Origin of the sequence: Achromobacter pulmonis, from assembly GCF_021733725.1 — a bacterium.
In the GTDB taxonomy this organism is placed as follows: domain Bacteria; phylum Pseudomonadota; class Gammaproteobacteria; order Burkholderiales; family Burkholderiaceae_B; genus Achromobacter; species Achromobacter pulmonis.
Map to the genome: position 1 here is coordinate 4,748,433 of NZ_JAIFOT010000001.1, position 17,556 is coordinate 4,765,988.

The window sequence follows — 17,556 nt, forward strand, 5'->3', positions numbered from 1 at the left end:
CGGCGATGCGACGCGGCTTTCATCTCCTGGCCCTGATGGCGGCTTTGCTGTCCGCCTCCAGCGGTGCGGCAGCGGCCGACCGCCTGGCTGCCGCGCGCCAACGCGGCGAGCTGGTGGTGGGCGTGCCGTACCTGGCGCCCGCGCCGGCGGCCGGCGCCAAGATCCGCACCCCGGAAGGGCTGGACATCGCCATGGCCGAGCGGCTGGCGCAGGACCTGGGCCTGCCGTTGCGCCTGCGGCAAGTGGCGGCCGGCGATGCCGCCCGGCTGCTGGGCGCGGGCGAGGTCGATGTGGTGCTGGCGGACCGCTCCCCCGCGGCGCAGGCGCTGCCCGACAATCTGGCTGCGGTGGCCACGGGCTACGCCGCGCGCCCCAAGGCTGTGATCCGCAGCGATACCGGCATGCGCCAGGGGGCCGATGCCCGCGGCCGCAGCGTCTGCATGGCCGAGGCCGCTACTGGCGCGCAGGCATTGGCGCACAGCTGGGGCGCGCGGGTGCGCACCTTTCGGGTGCCATCCGACGCGCTCGTGGCGGTGCGCGAAGGCAACTGCGATATCGGTCTGGTCGATGACGCGGTATGGGAGCCGCTGATGCGCTTTCCCGAATGGAAGAAGTTCTCGGCCACGCTGCCCGCCGATGGCGCCCGCCATGAGCGCGTCTGGCTGCTGCCGGCGGCCGACTCGGCCACGCGCTCCTGGCTCGATGCCCGCATGCGCGAGTGGGCGCGAGCCGGCGCCTGGCAAGCCCTGCCGGCCAAATGGGCGCGCGACGTGGCCTTCGACGTCTACCTGGACCAGGAAGTGCCGGACTGCCACGGCTGACGGCTGACGGCTGACGGCTGACGGCTGCGCAGCAGGCCCCGGCGCGGCCCATGTCGGACCCTTGGCCGCCGGCCTGGCCCTTACAATGCCGGGCTATGACCTCCACCCTGACTGCTGTCTGCTCGCACGAGGAAGACATCAAGAAAAGCCGTTTTGTCGCTCACGCCGCGCCCGTCGCCTCCATCGATGAAGCGATGGCGTTCTTCGCGGCGCACAGCGATCCCGAGGCCACCCACAACTGCTGGGCCTACCGCATCGGCCAGGAATACCGCTTCAATGACGACGGCGAGCCCGGCGGCACCGCCGGCCGCCCGATTCTGCAGGCGATCGAAGGGCAGGACATGGACCGCGTGGCGGTGCTGGTGGTGCGCTGGTTTGGCGGGGTCAAGCTGGGAGCGGGCGGACTGGTGCGCGCCTATGGCGGTTGCGCGGCCAATTGCCTGCGCAACGGACCGCGCGCCCAGATCGTGGATCTGGCCACGGTGGCATGCGTCTGCGGCTTTGCCGAATTGCCCCTGCTCAAGTCGCGCTTGGCGCAGGCCGGCGCGGTGATCGTGCAAGAGGACTTTGGCCCGGCGGGGGCGGCGCTGCGCTTCACGGCGCCGCGCGGCGCCTTGGCCGAGCTGGAGATGACGGCCGCCAACATCACGCGCGGCCGTTCGGCCTGGGAACAGTTGGCCTGACGAATCACAAGGGCCCCGCGGGGCCCTTGTGGTTTACGCGTCCTGGCCGTCCTGGGCCGCCGCGATCTCCTGGTGGACTTTTTCCATGTCCACTTCCTTGATCTTGGTGAGCAGCTCGTTGAGCTGGCCGCCCGACAGGGCGCCCGGTTGCGAGAACAGCAGCACTTTTTCGCGGAACACCATCAGCGTGGGAATCGAGCGGATGCCCAGTGCGCCGGCCAGTTCCTGTTCGACATCGGTGTTGACCTTGGCAAAGGTGACGTCGGGATGCTCGGCGGCGGCCTGTTCGAACACCGGCGCGAAGCCGCGGCAGGGGCCGCACCAGGGCGCCCAGAAGTCCACGATCAGGGTGCCGTCCGGCGTGATGGCGTCCTGGAAGCTGTCTTTGGTGAGTTCAACAATACTCATTTTGGATCCTTGCCGCTGGCGCGGCGCAAAGTGTCGGTATCGGCGGCACGGGGAGAATGGCCCGGGCCGGATTCGGCGACGCGGTATTGCCGGTCCATAGTAGAGCGAGGACCGGCCGGGTCGCAATGGTTGGCGCTATGGCGAGCGCAGTCTGCGGCGCAACGAGGCTGTGGCGGCGCCGGGCCTCAGGCCGTGGTTGTTGTGGATACCCCTTCGCCCTGTTTGAGCGAGGCGACGATCTCGAAGGAACGCAGGCGGTCGGCGATGTCGTAGAAATCCGAGACGATCATCACTTCATCGGCCTCGGTCTCGGCCACCAGGGCTTCCAGCTTGCGCTTGACGGTGTCGGGGCCGCCCACGATGGCGGCGCCCAGGCGCTGGTTCACGGCCTCGCGCTCCCATTCGTTCCACAGGCCGTCCATGCTGTCGACCGGCGGTTGCAGCTGCAGGCGGTTGCCGCGCACCAGCGACAGGAACTTGAGCTGCTGTGTGGTCGCCAGGTGACGGGCCTGGTCATCTGTCGGCGCGGCCACCACCGGCACGCCGATCATGGCGTAGGGACGCGCCAGCGTCTCGGACGGCTTGAACAGGTGACGATACAGCCGCATCGCCGCCATGCCCTCGGGCGAGAAGTGCCCGGCGAACGAGAACGGCAGGCCGAGTTCGGCGGCCAGGCGGGCGCTGAAGTCGCTCGAACCCAGCAGCCAGATCGGGATGTCCAGGCCTTCGCCGGGAATCGCGCGCACCGGCTGACCAGGGCGCGACGGCGCGAAAAAGCCGCGCAACTCGTCGACCAGCGCCGGGAATTCGAGGCCACTGCGCGGACCGCGCCGCAGCGCGTGCTGGGTGGCGCCATCGCTGCCCGGCGCGCGGCCCAGGCCCAGGTCGATGCGGCCGGGGTAGAGGGTTTCAAGCGTGCCGAACTGCTCGGCGATGATCAGCGGCGCATGGTTGGGCAGCATCACGCCGCCCGAGCCCACGCGCAGGGTCGTGGTGTGCGAGGCGACATGGCCGATCAGCACCGCCGTGGCGCTGCTGGCCACGCCGTTGATGTTGTGGTGCTCGGCCAGCCAGAAGCGCTTGTAGCCCAGCCGCTCGACGTGCTGCGCCACCGCCACGCTGTTGCGGAAGGCGTCGGCGGCATCGCGGCCCTGCACGATCGGGGCCAGGTCCAGCACCGAGAAGGGGATGCGGGCGAGGGGGCTCATACGCGGCGCTCGATGTGGCGGCGGAGGCAGGAGGAATGCGGGGTGTGGCGAGACAAGGTCGGCTCCATAGTCTTATATACATGGGGAGTGTATCGGCGAAATCAACCGCTGCCGCCAGCAACCATGCGGGCCGGCGGGTTGATAGCGGAGCTCAATGGCGGCGATTGGCCGCACGGCCGGCGAACCCCTGACAGCCGTACCGGTATAGTGGTCATTTCGGCTTCGCAGGCACCGTTCCCATGGTCGTTGGCCCGACCCCCGATCCCGCCACGCCCGCCGTCGCGGGCATGACCGGCAGCTATCACGAGACCTCGCCGGCGGCGCTGTTGCGTCCGCATTTCCTGTGCGCGTGGCGCAGCGAACTGGCGCCGGGCCAGCCCGCCGATGTGGCGGTGCTGCCCGACGGCTGCGCCGACATCCTCTGGACCGATGGCCGCCTCAGCGTTGTCGGCCCCGACGTGGTTGCCGCGCGGCCGCAGCTCGCGCCGGGCGCGCGGGTGCTGGGCCTGCGCTTCCAGCCGGGCGCCGCCCGCGGCTGGCTGGGCGTGCCGCTTTCCGAGTTGGTGGGGCGCCGGGTCGAGCTGGGCGCGCTGTGGGGCGACGGCCGCGCCGGGCGCGTCGCGCGGCGCGTGCGCGAGGCCGCCACGCCCGAGGCCCAGATGCTGGCCCTGCAGCAGGCGCTGGCGGGCGAAGCGCCACGCCACGCGTCACCCGCGCCACGGGCCGCTGCCTTGTTCCACTGGCTCGCGGCCGCGCCCCAGCCCGGCGGGCGCGGTCTCGAAGACCGCCTCGAGATGAGCGAACGCAGCCTGCGCCGCCTGAGCCACGACCATTTCGGCTATGGCCCCAAGATGCTCGAACGTATCCTGCGGCTGCAACGCTTCATCGCGCTGCTGCGCGGTCCGGCGGACATCCCGCTGGCCATGCTGGCCGCGGACGCCGGCTACGCCGACCAGGCCCACCTGAGTCGCGAGGTGCGGGCGCTGTGCGGCTTGACGCCCTCGGCGCTGCGTGGGCAGGCGCAGGGCTAGTGGCGCATGGCCGTTTCGTTCAAGACGCGGCCGTGCGAATCGGGGATGATGCGGTTTTCTTCGATATTCGCGGGAGACACGCATGGGCGCCACCGGCAACAACCACCAGATCGACAACATCGAGTTCAACGTCGCCGACATCGCGCGCAGCAAGCGCTTCTATGGCGATGCATTCGGCTGGTCCTGCACCGACTACGGGCCGACCTACACCGAATTCACCGATGGCCGCCTCAAGGGTGGCTTCACCACTGGCGAGCCGGTGCGTCCGGGCGGCCCGCTGGTGATCCTGTATGCCGATGACCTGGCCGCCGCCCAGCGCCGGGTCATCGCGGCGGGCGGCCGTATCAGCCGCGAGGCCTTCGATTTCCCCGGCGGCCGGCGCTTCCATTTCACCGACCTGGACGGCTACGAGCTGGCGGTCTGGACCGCAGTGGCCTGATGGCGGGTTCGCGGAAAGGTGCGCCTGGCGGGCGTTATTCCGGGAAGAACGCGTAGCGGATCACGAACAGGATCGCCACCAGCCAGGTGGCCGGGTGCACGTCGCGCACGCGGCCGGTCGCGGTCTTGAGCACCACGTAGCTGATGAAACCGAAGGCAATGCCGTTGGCGATGGAGTAGGTGAACGGCATCACCAGCGCGGTCAGCGCGGCCGGCGTGGCTTCGCAGACGTCGTTCCAGTCGATGTCGATCAGTTCGCGCATCATCAGGCCGGCCACGTAGAGCAGGGCGGGCGCGGTCGCGTAGGCAGGCACGGCGCCGGCCAGCGGCGAGATGAACAGCGCGGCCAGGAACAGCAGCGCCACCACCAGCGCGGTCAGGCCGGTGCGGCCGCCGGCCTGCACGCCCGAGGCGCTTTCGACGTAGGCGGTGGTGCTGCTGGTGCCCAGCATCGAGCCGGCGACGATGGCGGTGCTGTCGGCGAACAGGGCGCGGCCCAGGCGGTTGGGGCGGTTCTCCGGCACCAGGCCGGCGCGCTTGGCCACGCCCACCAGGGTGCCGGTGGCGTCGAACACTTCGACCAGCACGAACACCAGGATCACGTGCACGAAGCCGGTGTGCAGCGCGCCCAGGATGTCCAGCTTGAACAGCGTCGGCGCCAGGCTCGGCGGCGCGGCGAACACGCCCTTGAATTCGTTGTAGCCCAGCGCCATCGACAGCACCGTGACCACCAGGATGCCGATCAGGATGGCGCCGCGCACACGCAGGGCATCCAGCGCGGCAATGATGAAAAAGCCCAGGATGGCGAACAGCGGCCCCGGCGCGGTCAGGTTGCCCAGCGTGACCTTGGTGACCGGATGCGCCACCACGATGCCGGCGCTGGACAGCGCGATAATGGCCAGGAACAGGCCGATGCCGGCGGCGATGGCGCTGCGCAGCGAATGCGGGATGCCCTTGACCAGCCAGACGCGGATGCCCGAGATCGTCAGGATCAGGAAGATCACGCCCGAGATGAACACGGCGCCCAGCGCCTGCTCCCAGGTGTAGCCCATGGTCTTGACCACGGTGAAGGCGAAGAAGGCGTTCAGCCCCATGCCCGGCGCCATGCCGATCGGCCAGTTGGCGATCAGCGCCATGACCAGCGAGCCCAGCGCGGCGGCCAGGCAGGTGGCGACGAACACGGCGTTGCGGTCCATGCCGGTGGACGACAGGATGTCCGGGTTGACGAAGATGATGTACGACATGGTCAGGAATGTCGTCAGGCCGGCCACGATTTCGGTTCTCGCGGTCGTGCCGTGTTCACGCAGGTTGAATAGCTTCTCCAGCATTCTTATCCCCAGGGTGCTTGCAGGCTCGGGTTGTCGGGAGAGGGCGTGGGCGCCCTCGATCATTTTGTAAACGGGCGTATTTTCGCATCAGTTGTAAACTCTGCCGCCATGATTATTCTCGGCTTTGAAAGCTCCTGCGATGAAACGGGTGTCGCAGCCGTCTGTACGGAACGCGGCCTGCTCGCGCACGCCTTGCATACCCAGATCGCCATGCACCAGGAATACGGCGGCGTGGTGCCCGAACTCGCCTCGCGCGACCATATCCGGCGCGTGGTGCCGCTGACCCGCCAAGTGCTGCAAGAGGCGGGCCTGAACATGTCCGACATCGGCGCGGTGGCCTATACGGCCGGGCCCGGCCTGGCCGGCGCGCTGCTGGTGGGCGCCAGCGTGGCGCAGTCGTTCGCCTGGTCGCGGCACCTGCCCGCCATTGCCATCCATCATCTGGAAGGCCATCTGCTGTCGCCGATGCTGGCCGATCCGCGGCCTGACTTTCCGTTCGTGGCGCTGCTGGTGTCTGGCGGCCATACGCAATTGATGCGGGTCGACGGGGTGGGGCGCTACGAATTGCTGGGCGAAACCCTGGACGATGCCGCCGGCGAAGCCTTCGACAAATCCGCCAAGCTGATGGGGCTGGGCTATCCCGGCGGCCCGGCGCTGGCGCGCCTGGCGGAGCAGGGCGATGCCGCGCGCTTCGACCTGCCGCGCCCCATGCTGCACAGCGGCGACCTGGATTTCAGCTTCAGCGGCCTGAAGACCGCCGTGCTGACCCGGGTCAAGGCGGCCGAGCAGAACGGCGGGCTGGACGACCCGACCCGCGCCGACCTGGCGGCGGCCACCCAGGCCGCCATTGTCGAGGTGCTGGCGGCCAAGTCGATCCGCGCCTTGAAGCAGACCGGCCTGCGCCGCCTGGTGGTGGCCGGCGGCGTGGGCGCCAACCAGCTGCTGCGGGCCAGGCTGGCGGCTGCGCTCAAGCCGCTCAAGGCACAGGCCTATTTCCCGCCGCTGTCGTTGTGCACGGACAACGGCGCCATGATCGCCTTCGCGGCGGCCGAGCGGGTCAAGGCCGGGCTGGTGACGCTGGACCCGGACGCGCATGGCTTTACCGTGCGGCCGCGCTGGGACCTGGCCGAGATCGCCTGAGACGGCAATGAAAAAAAGGGGCCTTGGCCCCTTTTTTTACCCCGTATTGCGGCGCCCATGCCGGCCGCGCCCTGCGCGGATCACTTCTTCTTGCCGCCGCCGATGCGGCTTTCGGTGCCCTGCACCAGGCGCGCGATGTTGGCGCGGTGGCGGTAGAACAGCAGCACGCCGATGATGGCCAGGGCGATGCCCATGGCCGGCTGGGCGCGCCAGGCCAGACCGGAGCCGAACACGTAATAGACCGGCGCGAAGAACGCGGCCACCAGCGAGGCCAGCGAGGAATAGCGGAAGAACACCGCGATGATCAGCCAGGTGGCCGCGGTGGCGAGCGCCAGCCACGGCTGGATGGCGACCAGCACGCCGAGCGCGGTGGCCACGCCCTTGCCGCCCTTGAAGCCCAGGAAAATCGGGTACAGATGGCCCAGGAAAGCCGCCACGGCCACCGCCGCCAGCGGGCCGGGGGTGATGCCGGGCGCCAGGCGCTGCGCCAGCCAGACCGCGAACCAGCCCTTGGCGGCGTCACCCAGCAGGGTCAGTGCGGCGGCGGTCTTGTTGCCGGTGCGCAGCACATTGGTGGCGCCGGGGTTCTTCGAGCCATAGCTGCGGGGGTCCTGCAGCCCCATCAGTTTGCTGACCACCACCGCGAAGGGCACGGAGCCGATCAGGTAGGCCAGCAGGATGAGCGCCGCGGAGAACGCCAGGGAGGGTTCGGTGATCGCCATATGGAGGAGGTCCGTTGTTGTCGTGTTGTTGTCTCGATGGCTGCGGATTCTACCCCGCCTGCCGCGACGGCGAACACGGCGGCGGCCGGCGCGCGGGCCGGACAGGGGGGGCGCGGCGGCTCATCCGACACCGGTTCCAGGTCGGACATGCCGCTGTCGCCCGCGGACGGTACAATCCAGCCGGTCCACCCGCGTTTTATTTTCTTTCGGATGCACAATGCGAATTCTGGTTTCGAACGATGATGGTTACTCGGCCCCCGGGCTCGAAGCGCTGGTCAAGGCGCTGCAAGGCCTGGGCGACCTGACCGTCGTCGCGCCCGAGACCAACCACAGTGGCGCGTCCAACTCCCTGACGCTGAACCGCCCGCTGTCGGTGCGCACCGCCGCCAACGGCTTCATCGCCGTCAGCGGCACGCCGTCCGACTGCGTCCACGTCGCCCTGACCGGGCTGATGGACACCCGCCCCGACCTGGTCGTGTCCGGCATCAACAACGGCGCCAACATGGGCGACGACACGCTTTATTCGGGCACGGTGGCCGCCGCCAGCGAAGGCTACCTGTTCGGCATCCCGGCCATCGCCTTCTCGCTGGCCGAGAAGGGCTGGGAACACATCGAGTCGGCCGCCCGCGCCGCACGCCTGGTGGTCGAGCGCCATCTGGCGCAGCCGCTGGCCGCGCCGGTATTGCTGAACGTCAACATCCCCAGCCGCCGCTTCGAGGACATGCATGGCTTCCAGGTCACGCGCCTGGGCAAGCGCCATCCGTCGCAGCCGGTGGTGCGCACCACCACTCCCTACGGCGACGAGGTCTACTGGATCGGCCCGGTGGGGCAGGCGGCCGACGCCACTCCCGGCACCGACTTCCACGCGGTGGCGCAGGGCATGGTGTCGGTGACGCCGCTGCGCCTGGACCTGACCCAGCACAGCCAGCTCGACGAAATCCGGACCTGGGCGGAGCCGCTATGCGCCGACGCATAAGCCAGCCAGACGTCTCGCAAGCCGTGCCCGGGCGCCCCAGCCCGGTGCGCTACGACTCCGGCCGGCTCAGCCCCGGCGTCACGCCGGCCAACAGCAATACCCGCATTTCCGCCGCCACCCTGCAAAGCCAGGCCAAGACGCCGGCGCCCGCCGCCGGCGGCAATCTCGGGCTCAATTCCGACCGCCTGCGCCAGGCCATGGTGCAGCGCCTGCGGACCCAGGGGGTCTCGGACGAGCGTGTGCTCAACGCGATGGCGGCGGTGCCGCGCCACCTGTTCGTCGACGAGGCGCTCGCCAGCCGTGCCTATGAAGACGCGGCCCTGCCCATCGGCCATTCGCAGACCATCTCGCAGCCGTGGGTGGTGGCACGCATGATCGCCGCCATCTGCGAAGATCGCAGCCCCACTCGGGTGCTCGAAGTGGGCGCCGGCTGCGGCTACCAGGCTGCGGTGCTGGCGCAATTCGTGCGCGAAGTCCATTCGATCGAACGCATTCGCGGGCTGTACGAACTGGCGCGCGAACACCTGCGCGCCTTGCGGCTGACCACCCGGGTCCGCTTGATCTATGGCGACGGCATGCTGGGCCTGCCCGGCGTGGCGCCTTTCGATGCTATCGTTGTGGCTGCCGCCGGCCTGGCCATCCCGCAGGCGCTGCTGACGCAGCTCGCGCCGGGTGGTCGCCTGATCGCTCCCGAGGGGGGCGCCAACCAGCGCCTGGTGCTGATCGAACGCACCGGCGCAGCCAGCTGGAAACGTACTGAACTAGAGGCCGTGCGCTTTGTGCCGCTGCGTGCCGGAATACAATCTTGAGCAAACAGGAGAAACGTATGCTCAACGGGCAGTTGCAACTGACCGATATGAACCTTGGCGTGTCCATCACGCGCCTGCGCCGCCCGGTATTCGTGGCCGGCGTCCTCAGCCTGGCCATCCTGGCTGGCTGCGCATCCAAAGGCACGCGTGCCCCGGTCGTGGACCTGACCGGTGGCCAGCCGTCCGCCGTCCAGTCCGGTGGCAGCTATGTCGTCAAGCCGGGTGACACGCTCTACAAGATCGCCCGCGCCAACAACGTCGATGTCGAGAACATCAAGCGCTGGAACAACCTCAGCGATCCCAACCAGATTTCAGTCGGCCAGGTGCTGAAGATGTCGGGCGCGTCCGGTAGCGCCGCGCAGCCGGCGCCGATCGCCAGCTCCAAGCCGCAGCCGCGTCCGCTGGACCAGCCGGACGACACCTCGGCCACCGCCACGGCCTCCCTGCCGCCGCCCGCGCCGGCCGAGACCAAGCCCACCACGCGCGCGGCCGATGCCGGCGTGATCAACTGGACCTGGCCGGCCAACGGCCAGATCATGCAGGGCTTCAACAACAACAGCAAGGGCATCGACATCGTCGGCGCGCTGGGCGACCCGGTCAACGCCGCGGCCGACGGCAAGGTCATGTACAGCGGCAACGGTGTGCGTGGCCTGGGCAACCTGATCATCGTCAATCACCAGAACGGCTTCATCACGGCCTACGCGCACAACCGCACGCTGCTCGTGAAGACCGGCCAGGACGTCAAGCGTGGCGCCAAGATCGCCGAGATCGGCCAGAGCGACACCACCTCGCCGCGCCTGCATTTCGAGATCCGCCGCCAGGGCACCCCGGTTGACCCGATGCAATACCTGCCCGCCAAATGACGCCCACCCTGGTATTCGACCTCGAGACCATCCCCGACGCGGATGGCCTGCGCAAGCTCAACGGCTGGAGCGCCGACGTTCCCGATGCCGAGGTGGTCGAGCGGGCGTTGACCGCGCGTCGCGAAGCCGTGGGACACGACTTCCTGCCGCTGCACCTGCACAAGGTCGCGGTGGTGGGGTGCGTATTCCGCGACGACCAGGGGTTTCGCGTCAAGACCCTGGGCCAGGCCGATGACCCCGAAGCCGCCTTGCTGGCGGGCTTCTTCAAGACCATCGAGCGCTATACGCCCCGGTTGGTGAGCTGGAACGGGTCGGGCTTCGACCTGCCCGTGCTGCACTACCGCAGCCTGATCCAGGGCGTGCCCGCGCCGCGCTATTGGGACATGGGCGAGGAAGATCGCGATTTCAAGTTCAACAACTACATCTCGCGCTATCACAACCGCCACATCGACCTGATGGACCTGCTGGCCAAGTACAACGGCCGCGCCAATGCGCCGCTGGACGAACTGGCCAAGCTGTGCGGCTTTCCCGGCAAGCTCGGCATGGACGGCAGCAAGGTCTGGGAGGCCTGGAGCCAGGGCCGTGCCGACGAGGTCCGCGCCTATTGCGAAACCGACGTGGTCAACACCTGGCTGGTGTATTGCCGCTTCCGTTTCCTGCGGGGCGAGCTGGACCGCACCGCCTACGATGCCGAGATCGCGCTGGTGCGCGAGACGCTCGCGGCCAGTGACGCGGCGCATTGGCAGGAATACCTGGCGGCCTGGGACGCCAACTGAGCGGGCGCGTCCCGCCGCTGATCCACAACGGGGCCTGCGGGCCCCGTTGTCATGCCGGCAGAGGGCGCAATCGACTGAAACATAGCTTGCGGGGGCGAAACCTGAATGAAACCGGGCAAATCGCACAATGGCCTCGCTTTCTTCACTTTCAGGAGACCTACATGTCCCGATTCGCACTCCGCACCAACCTGGCCGCCCTGGCCATGGTCGCCGCCACCGGCGGTCTGCTGGCAGGTCCCGTCATGGCGGCGGCGCCCGCCGACGGCGGCCCGGCCGCCATGCACCAAGGCCAACGTGGTGGCGGTTTCCACAAGGGCATGCGCGATGGCCTGTGGATCCCGGGGCTGGGCCCGGTGTCCAAGGCGCAACTCGATCAGCTCAAGCTGGATCAGAAGCAGCAGGCCCTGGTCAAGACCGCGCAGGACGGCCAGCGCGGCCTGCATGAAGCCATGCGTGCCGCCGGCGGCCAGCGTCACGATCTGCTCAAGGCGCAACTGGACAGCGGCAAGCTGGACCCGCGCGCGCTGCTTGAACAATCCGACAAATCGCGTGACCAGTTCAGCGCCCAGGCCAAGCAGGTGCGCGACCAATGGCTGGCGGTGTGGGACAGCATGAACGACGCCCAGCGCACCCAGCTGACCCAGATGCTGAAGGAGCGCCAGGCCAAGATGCAGGACCGCCACGCCAAGATGGAAGGCCGTCATGGCAGGGGGCCGGGTAATGCACCCGGCGCGGTGCCGCCGCCGCCCGCGCCGCCCGCCGCCAACTGACCTGCCGTCCTGCCGCCGCCCGGCGGCGGGCCGTCCAGCCCCGTTCCGCATACCCGCGGGCCGGGGCTTTCTTTTGTGCGTCGGGGGCCGCCATGGCGCGCCAGGCCCCATATTGAAGCACCGCCTGCCTGCCGGCGCGGCGTGGCGCACCGCGATGGTGCGCAAAGGGCGTGGCGCCAGGGCATCGCCAGCGCGCTGACACGTGAATGAAACCTGGCACGGACATTGCTTCAAAGACGGTGAGCCGGTTACCTGCCGTTGCAAGACCGGCCTGACGGATGCGCCCCCGGCCTTCCTCCTCCTCGTTAAATCCGATCAGGACACGCACCATGAAGAAGACGTTGCTAGCCTTGCCCGCCGTGCTCGCCGCTTGTTTCGTTGCAACGGCACAGGCCGAACCCACTGACCTGGGCGGCGGTTTTTCGCTCAGCGGCAATGCCACGATCGTCAGCGACTACCGTTTCCGCGGCTACTCGCAGACCGACTTCCGTCCGGCCGCCCAGCTGGGCTTCGATCTGACCCACAGTTCCGGCTTCTACCTGGGCAACTGGAACTCGAATGTGTCCAACTTCGTCTTCACCGACGGCAATCTGGAAATGGACTTCTATGGCGGCTGGAAGGGCGACGTGGGCGGCGGTTTCTCGCTCGACGCCGGCGTGCTGCATTACTACTATCCGGGCTCCAGCTCGCCCAAGGGCGGCAACTACAACAACACCGACCTGTACCTGGGCGCGACCTACGGCAACTACACCCTCAAGTATTCGTACACGCCCAGCGATTTCTTCAGCACGCCCGACAGCAAGGGCACCTGGTACCTGGACGGCACCGCCAATTTCGATCTGGGCGATGGCTGGGGCCTGGTCGGCCACGTCGGCTACCAGAAGCTCAAGAACCAGGTCAACATGAACGGCGATTCCATCAGCCACTACGTCGATTACAAGCTCGGCGTGACCAAGGACCTGAAGGGCTGGGTGCTGGGCCTGGCGGCGGTCGGCGCCACCAAGGACAACTGGCTGCCGACCAAGTACGGCCATCCCTCGGGGCGCCTGGGGGCGGTGTTCTCCGTATCGCGTTCGTTCTGATACCCATCCGTGGCGGCGTCCTGACCGGCGCCGGCTTTTGGGGGGCTTGATGGAGACTGCCCGGCGGGCCGTCTCCGGCAAGTCCCCCCTTTTTTTGGCGCAGGCGGGGCGCCGCCGAATCCTCATACAATGCCGGGTTGCGTGAATTTTCTGGACTGCGTGAGATGTCTGACGTTTTGAGTATCGAATCCCTGGACCTGGAAGCCCGGGGCATTGCCCGCCGCGACGGCAAGGTCGTGTTCGTGGAAGGCGCCCTGCCGGGCGAGCGGGTCACCACCACGACCGTGCGCCGCAAGCCGTCCTATGAAATCGCGCGGGTGGATCAGGTGCTGCGTCCGTCGTCGCAGCGCGTGGTGCCGCGCTGTCCGCATTTCGGCGTCTGTGGCGGCTGCGCCATGCAGCATCTCGAACCCACCACGCAGGTGGCGATCAAGCAGCGCGCGCTGGAAGACACCTTCTGGCATGTCGGCAAGCTGCGCCCGGCGCGCATCCTGGCGCCGCTGCACGGCCCGACCTGGGGTTACCGCTACCGTGCCCGCCTGTCGGTGCGCGTGGTGCCGAAAAAGGGCGGGGTGCTGGTGGGCTTTCACGAGCGCAAGAGCAGCTACGTGGCCGACATGCGCGAATGCCATGTGCTGCCGCGCCACGTCAGCGACCTGCTGATGCCGCTGCGCGCCATGATCGCGTCGATGTCGGCGCCCGATCGCCTGCCGCAGGTGGAAGTGGCCCTGGGCGAGGGCGTCACGGCACTGGTGCTGCGTCACCTGCTGCCGCTGACCGACCACGACATCGCCGTGCTGCGCGCCTTTGCCGACAAGCACGACGTGCAATGGTGGCTGCAGCCCAAGGGCCCGGACACGGTGCACCCGCTGGTGCCCGAGCACCGCGATGCGCTGACCTACACCATGCCCGAGTTCGGCCTGCGCATGCCGTACCGGCCGACCGACTTCACCCAGGTCAACCACGCCATCAACCGCGCGATGGTGTCGCGCGCGCTCACGCTGCTGGAAGTGCAGCCGACCGACCGCGTTGCCGACCTGTTCTGCGGCCTGGGCAACTTCACGCTGCCGCTGGCCACCCAGGGACGCGAGGCCGTGGGCGTGGAGGGCAGCAAGGCCCTGACCGACCGCGCCCACGAGGCCGCCGCGCGCCACGGGCTGGGTGAGCGCACGAGCTTCGCCACGCTCAACCTGTTCGAGGTCGACGTCGAATGGCTGCGCGGCCTGGGCTTTTTCGACCGCATGCTGATCGACCCGCCGCGCGAAGGCGCGCAGGCGGTGGCGCAGGCGCTGTCGCAACTGACGGTCCAGGAGCGCCCGCGTCGCATCGTCTACGTATCCTGTAATCCCGCCACGCTGGCGCGCGACGCGGCCATCATGGTGCACGAGGGCGGCTACCTGCTCAAGAGCGCCGGGGTCATCAACATGTTCCCGCACACCGGGCACGTGGAGTCGATCGCGGTATTCGAATCGCTGGACGCCGAGGGCGTGCGCGAAGTGCAGGAGCGCGCCCGCCAGCGCGCCTTGCAGCAGGCCGCCGAGGCCCTGGCGGCGGAAGCGGAAAAGGCGGCCGCGGCCGCCGAGAAGGCCGCGGCCAAGCAGGCGGCGACCGACGCCTACCACGCCCGTGTCGCGGCCGAAGGCGAAGCGTCGGCGTAACGCCAGGCGTGAGACTTGCGGTCGGCATACCCCCGGCCCCATGCACGAAGGGCAAGCCAGCTGGCTTGCCCTTTTGCTTACGGGGCGCGCCCCAGGTTTTCCAGGATGGGGCAATCGGGCCGGTCGTCGCCGTGGCAATGGTGCGCCAGGTGCTTGAGCGTGGCCGCCATGTCGCGCAGGGCACAGGCCTTGCGTTCCAGTTCGGCCACGTGTTCGAGCGCGATGCGTTTGACGTCGGCGCTGGCGCGGCTGCGGTCGCGCCACAGCGCCAGCAGCTCGTTCATCTGCTCCACCGAAAATCCCAGGTCGCGCGCGCGCCGCACGAAACGCAGCGTGTGCAGGTCGTTCTCGCTGTAGACGCGATAGCCCGAGTCCTTGCGCAGCGCCGGGCCGATCAGGCCGATGCTCTCGTAGTAGCGGATCATCTTGGCCGAGATGCCGGATTCCTGCGCGGCCTGTCCGATGTTCATGCGTGGTCTCCCAGAGAGGCGGCGCCTGGGCGCGCGGCGCGCGGCGGACGGAAGGTCTTCAGGCGCAGCGCATTGCCCAGCACGAAGACGCTGGACAGGGCCATGGCGCCGGCCGCGAAGATCGGCGACAGGGACAGGCCGTAGGCCGGGTACAGCGCGCCCGCCGCCAGCGGGATCAGCGCGGCGTTGTAGGCGAAGGCCCAGAACAGGTTCTGGCGGATGTTGGCCAGCGTGGCGCGGCTGAGCGCGATGGCGTTGGGCACGCCGTGCAGGTCGTCGGCCATGAGCACCACGGATGCGGCCTCGATGGCGACATCGGTGCCGGTGCCGATGGCGATGCCGGTATCGGCGGCCGCCAGCGCCGGCGCGTCGTTGATGCCGTCGCCCACGAAGGCCAGCTTGCGGCCGTCGGCGCGCAGCGCGGCGATGGCCTCGACCTTGCCGTCGGGCAGGACCTCGGCGCGCACTTCGTCGATGCCCAGTTGCCGCGCCACGGCCTGCGCCGTGTGGCGGTTGTCGCCGGTGATCATGGCGATCTTCAGGCCTTGCGCGTGCAGCGCCGCGATGGCGTCCGCCGCGGACGGCTTGACCGGGTCGGTCACGGCCATCATGGCGGCGGCCTGGCCGTCAATGGCGACGTAGATGGGTGTCTTGCCCTCGTTGCCCCATTGCTCGGCGCGCTGGCCGAAGGCGCTGACGTCCACGCCACGTTCGGCCATGAGGCGATCGGCGCCGGCCAGCACGTGCTTGCCGGCCACGCTGGCCTCGACCCCGGCGCCGGTGATGGCGGCGAAGCCTTCGACCGGCGGCAGTTCGATCTTGCGTTCGGCGGCGGCCGCCACGATCGCCAGCGCGATCGGATGTTCCGAACGCGCCTGCACCGCGGCGACCCATTGCAGCACGTCGCGGTCATCGAAGCCGGCGGCCGCTTGCAGATCGGTCAGGGTGGGCTTGCCCAGCGTCAACGTGCCGGTCTTGTCGAATGCCACCACCTGCACGTCGCGCAGCGTCTGCAAGGCATCCCCCTGGCGGAACAGCACGCCCATGTCGGCGGCGCGGCCGGTGCCGACCATGATCGAGGTGGGCGTCGCCAGGCCCATGGCGCACGGGCAGGCGATGATCAGCACCGCCACCGCGTTGACCAATGCGTGCGACAGCGCCGGCGACGGGCCCAGGAAGAACCAGGCCAGGAAGGTCAGCAGCGCCATGCCCATCACCGCCGGCACGAACCAGGCGGTGACCTGGTCCACCAGGGTCTGGATCGGCAGGCGCGCGCCCTGGGCCGCTTCGACCATGCGGATGATGCGGGCCAGCATGGTGTCGGCGCCGGTGTGGGTGATGCGCAGCGTGAAGCTGCCCGAGGTATTGAGCGTGCCGCCCGTGGCCTGCATGCCCGGCTGCTTTTCGACTGGCACGGGTTCGCCGGTCAGCATCGATTCGTCGACGTACGAGCTGCCTTCGATGATCTCGCCGTCCAGCGGGATCTTCTCGCCCGGGCGCACCATGACGATGTCGCCCTTGCGCACCAGTTCGATGGCGATGTCCTGGGGCTGGCCATCGCGCAGCACGCGCGCGGTGCGTGGCTGCAGGCCGATCAGGCGCTTGATGGCGGCGCCGGTCTTGCCCTTGGCGCGCGCTTCCAGCGTGCGGCCCAGCAGGATCAGCGTGACGATGACGGCGGCGGCTTCATAGTAGACGTTGCGGGCCGCCTCCGGCAGCCAGCCGGGCGCGAAGGTCGCCACCACCGAGTAGCTCCAGGCGGCGCCAGCGCCCAGCGCCACCAGCGAGTTCATTTCCGGCGCGCGGCGCCACAGCGCGGTCAGGCCCTTGGTGAAAAAGTGGCGGCCGGGCCAGGCCAGCACGGCGGTGGTCAGCGCGAATTGCAGCAGCCAGCTGTTCTGCTGGCCAAGGGACGTCATGACCCAGTGATGCATGGCGAGAACCAGGTGCGAGCCCATCTCCAGCGCGAACACCGGCAGCGTCAGCACCAGCGCGGCGATGAAAGCCTGACGCAGGCGCTGCGCCTCGGCGTCGCGCGCTTCGGACTGGCGCTCGGCGTGATCGTCCTGGGCTGCGATGGGGCGGGCCTCGTAGCCCATTTTGACGACCGCCTCGACCAGCGCGCCGGGCTGTGCCGCGGCCGGGTCGTAGGACACCAGGGCGCGTTCGGTGGCCAGGTTTACCTGGGCCTGGGCCACTCCCGGCACGCGGGTGAGGGCCTTTTCCACGCGCTTCACGCAGGACGCGCAAGTCATGCCTTCGATGGCAAGTTCAAGCTCGACGGAAGGGTTGGCAGCGCTCATGGCAGTCTCGGTTGAGGTAGGAAGACCTCAGTGTCGACCTTCCTATCGTGGGAAGGTCAAGGATTATTCG

General features: G+C 68.9%; 18 protein-coding genes. 12 read left to right on the forward strand and 6 right to left on the reverse strand.

Annotated elements, in window-relative coordinates; translation table 11 throughout:
- Positions 1-5: 5 nt before the first annotated feature.
- Together K2W61_RS21825 and K2W61_RS21830 are read left to right on the forward strand one after the other, a co-directional pair.
- The gene (locus K2W61_RS21825) at positions 6-821 is read left to right on the forward strand and encodes a transporter substrate-binding domain-containing protein (protein ID WP_419761613.1); all 816 of its coding nucleotides are present in this window, start codon (positions 6-8) and stop codon (positions 819-821) included.
- A gap of 95 nt (positions 822-916) precedes the next feature.
- Complete coding sequence (locus K2W61_RS21830) at positions 917-1,504, forward strand: IMPACT family protein (RefSeq protein WP_175139833.1); 588 nt, start codon at positions 917-919, stop codon at positions 1,502-1,504.
- Positions 1,505-1,537: 33 nt separating this feature from the next.
- On the opposite strand, the gene K2W61_RS21835 is transcribed toward K2W61_RS21830, so the two are convergent.
- Positions 1,538-1,912, reverse strand: coding sequence for a thioredoxin family protein (locus tag K2W61_RS21835; protein WP_175134640.1), 375 nt, complete (start codon positions 1,910-1,912; stop codon positions 1,538-1,540).
- A 185-nt stretch (positions 1,913-2,097) separates the two neighbouring features.
- Positions 2,098-3,120, reverse strand: coding sequence for an LLM class flavin-dependent oxidoreductase (locus tag K2W61_RS21840; protein ID WP_175134641.1), 1,023 nt, complete (start codon positions 3,118-3,120; stop codon positions 2,098-2,100).
- Positions 3,121-3,359: 239 nt separating this feature from the next.
- On the opposite strand from K2W61_RS21840, the gene K2W61_RS21845 reads away from it, so the two are divergent.
- Both K2W61_RS21845 and K2W61_RS21850 read left to right on the forward strand, forming a co-directional pair.
- Positions 3,360-4,151: a helix-turn-helix domain-containing protein gene (locus K2W61_RS21845; protein WP_236756538.1), complete on the forward strand. Its 792-nt coding sequence runs from the start codon at positions 3,360-3,362 to the stop codon at positions 4,149-4,151.
- An 82-nt stretch (positions 4,152-4,233) separates the two neighbouring features.
- Complete coding sequence (locus K2W61_RS21850; RefSeq protein WP_175134642.1) at positions 4,234-4,590, forward strand: VOC family protein; 357 nt, start codon at positions 4,234-4,236, stop codon at positions 4,588-4,590.
- A 34-nt stretch (positions 4,591-4,624) separates the two neighbouring features.
- Here K2W61_RS21850 and K2W61_RS21855 read toward each other — a convergent pair whose 3' ends face one another.
- Positions 4,625-5,917: an NCS2 family permease gene (locus tag K2W61_RS21855; protein ID WP_175134643.1), complete on the reverse strand. Its 1,293-nt coding sequence runs from the start codon at positions 5,915-5,917 to the stop codon at positions 4,625-4,627.
- Between the two features lie 108 nt (positions 5,918-6,025).
- Here K2W61_RS21855 and tsaD point away from each other — a divergent pair, with 108 nt between their 5' ends.
- Positions 6,026-7,057 carry a tRNA (adenosine(37)-N6)-threonylcarbamoyltransferase complex transferase subunit TsaD gene (gene tsaD, locus K2W61_RS21860; protein WP_175134644.1) on the forward strand — a complete coding sequence of 344 codons (1,032 nt, stop codon included), beginning with the start codon at positions 6,026-6,028 and terminating at the stop codon, positions 7,055-7,057.
- A gap of 80 nt (positions 7,058-7,137) precedes the next feature.
- On the opposite strand, the gene plsY is transcribed toward tsaD, so the two are convergent.
- Entirely contained in the window at positions 7,138-7,779 is a 642-nt protein-coding gene (gene plsY, locus K2W61_RS21865; protein WP_175139834.1) for a glycerol-3-phosphate 1-O-acyltransferase PlsY, read from the reverse strand.
- Between the two features lie 217 nt (positions 7,780-7,996).
- On the opposite strand from plsY, the gene surE reads away from it, so the two are divergent.
- The 7 genes from surE (at position 7,997) to rlmD (ending at position 14,713) form a co-directional block, all read left to right on the forward strand.
- A complete protein-coding gene (surE, locus tag K2W61_RS21870; RefSeq protein ID WP_175134646.1) occupies positions 7,997-8,755 on the forward strand; it encodes a 5'/3'-nucleotidase SurE in 759 nt (252 codons plus the stop codon).
- Positions 8,740-9,564 carry a protein-L-isoaspartate(D-aspartate) O-methyltransferase gene (locus K2W61_RS21875; protein WP_236756539.1) on the forward strand — a complete coding sequence of 275 codons (825 nt, stop codon included), beginning with the start codon at positions 8,740-8,742 and terminating at the stop codon, positions 9,562-9,564. Before surE ends, K2W61_RS21875 begins: the two co-directional genes overlap by 16 nt.
- 17 nt (positions 9,565-9,581) lie before the next feature.
- On the forward strand, positions 9,582-10,427 hold the full coding sequence (locus tag K2W61_RS21880) for a peptidoglycan DD-metalloendopeptidase family protein (RefSeq protein ID WP_175134647.1): 846 nt from the start codon (positions 9,582-9,584) through the stop codon (positions 10,425-10,427).
- The gene (locus tag K2W61_RS21885; protein ID WP_175134648.1) at positions 10,424-11,203 is read left to right on the forward strand and encodes a 3'-5' exonuclease; all 780 of its coding nucleotides are present in this window, start codon (positions 10,424-10,426) and stop codon (positions 11,201-11,203) included. The genes K2W61_RS21880 and K2W61_RS21885 overlap by 4 nt, the downstream gene beginning before the upstream one ends.
- Before the next feature lie 161 nt (positions 11,204-11,364).
- Complete coding sequence (locus tag K2W61_RS21890) at positions 11,365-11,973, forward strand: DNA recombination RmuC family protein (protein WP_175134649.1); 609 nt, start codon at positions 11,365-11,367, stop codon at positions 11,971-11,973.
- A 329-nt stretch (positions 11,974-12,302) separates the two neighbouring features.
- Positions 12,303-13,055 carry a TorF family putative porin gene (locus tag K2W61_RS21895; RefSeq protein WP_175134650.1) on the forward strand — a complete coding sequence of 251 codons (753 nt, stop codon included), beginning with the start codon at positions 12,303-12,305 and terminating at the stop codon, positions 13,053-13,055.
- 164 nt (positions 13,056-13,219) lie between these two features.
- Positions 13,220-14,713: a 23S rRNA (uracil(1939)-C(5))-methyltransferase RlmD gene (gene rlmD / locus K2W61_RS21900; RefSeq protein ID WP_236756540.1), complete on the forward strand. Its 1,494-nt coding sequence runs from the start codon at positions 13,220-13,222 to the stop codon at positions 14,711-14,713.
- A gap of 77 nt (positions 14,714-14,790) precedes the next feature.
- Here the strand turns inward: rlmD and cueR are convergent, their stop codons facing one another.
- Together cueR and K2W61_RS21910 are read right to left on the reverse strand one after the other, a co-directional pair.
- Positions 14,791-15,183 (reverse strand): Cu(I)-responsive transcriptional regulator, encoded by a 393-nt coding sequence (cueR, locus tag K2W61_RS21905; protein ID WP_175134652.1) that lies wholly within the window; start codon positions 15,181-15,183, stop codon positions 14,791-14,793.
- Entirely contained in the window at positions 15,180-17,486 is a 2,307-nt protein-coding gene (locus K2W61_RS21910) for a heavy metal translocating P-type ATPase (RefSeq protein ID WP_236756541.1), read from the reverse strand. The genes cueR and K2W61_RS21910 overlap by 4 nt, the downstream gene beginning before the upstream one ends.
- Positions 17,487-17,556 lie beyond the last annotated feature (70 nt).

Bases quoted from the DNA above. Each gene is read 5' to 3' on its own strand.
- K2W61_RS21825 (WP_419761613.1), top strand. From the start codon at position 6: ATGCGACGCGGCTTTCATCTCCTGGCCCTGATGGCGGCTTTGCTGTCC.
- K2W61_RS21830 (WP_175139833.1), top strand. From the start codon at position 917: ATGACCTCCACCCTGACTGCTGTCTGCTCGCACGAGGAAGACATCAAG.
- K2W61_RS21835 (WP_175134640.1), bottom strand. From the start codon at position 1,912: ATGAGTATTGTTGAACTCACCAAAGACAGCTTCCAGGACGCCATCACG.
- K2W61_RS21840 (WP_175134641.1), bottom strand. From the start codon at position 3,120: ATGAGCCCCCTCGCCCGCATCCCCTTCTCGGTGCTGGACCTGGCCCCG.
- K2W61_RS21845 (WP_236756538.1), top strand. From the start codon at position 3,360: ATGGTCGTTGGCCCGACCCCCGATCCCGCCACGCCCGCCGTCGCGGGC.
- K2W61_RS21850 (WP_175134642.1), top strand. From the start codon at position 4,234: ATGGGCGCCACCGGCAACAACCACCAGATCGACAACATCGAGTTCAAC.
- K2W61_RS21855 (WP_175134643.1), bottom strand. From the start codon at position 5,917: ATGCTGGAGAAGCTATTCAACCTGCGTGAACACGGCACGACCGCGAGA.
- tsaD (WP_175134644.1), top strand. From the start codon at position 6,026: ATGATTATTCTCGGCTTTGAAAGCTCCTGCGATGAAACGGGTGTCGCA.
- plsY (WP_175139834.1), bottom strand. From the start codon at position 7,779: ATGGCGATCACCGAACCCTCCCTGGCGTTCTCCGCGGCGCTCATCCTG.
- surE (WP_175134646.1), top strand. From the start codon at position 7,997: ATGCGAATTCTGGTTTCGAACGATGATGGTTACTCGGCCCCCGGGCTC.
- K2W61_RS21875 (WP_236756539.1), top strand. From the start codon at position 8,740: ATGCGCCGACGCATAAGCCAGCCAGACGTCTCGCAAGCCGTGCCCGGG.
- K2W61_RS21880 (WP_175134647.1), top strand. From the start codon at position 9,582: ATGCTCAACGGGCAGTTGCAACTGACCGATATGAACCTTGGCGTGTCC.
- K2W61_RS21885 (WP_175134648.1), top strand. From the start codon at position 10,424: ATGACGCCCACCCTGGTATTCGACCTCGAGACCATCCCCGACGCGGAT.
- K2W61_RS21890 (WP_175134649.1), top strand. From the start codon at position 11,365: ATGTCCCGATTCGCACTCCGCACCAACCTGGCCGCCCTGGCCATGGTC.
- K2W61_RS21895 (WP_175134650.1), top strand. From the start codon at position 12,303: ATGAAGAAGACGTTGCTAGCCTTGCCCGCCGTGCTCGCCGCTTGTTTC.
- rlmD (WP_236756540.1), top strand. From the start codon at position 13,220: ATGTCTGACGTTTTGAGTATCGAATCCCTGGACCTGGAAGCCCGGGGC.
- cueR (WP_175134652.1), bottom strand. From the start codon at position 15,183: ATGAACATCGGACAGGCCGCGCAGGAATCCGGCATCTCGGCCAAGATG.
- K2W61_RS21910 (WP_236756541.1), bottom strand. From the start codon at position 17,486: ATGAGCGCTGCCAACCCTTCCGTCGAGCTTGAACTTGCCATCGAAGGC.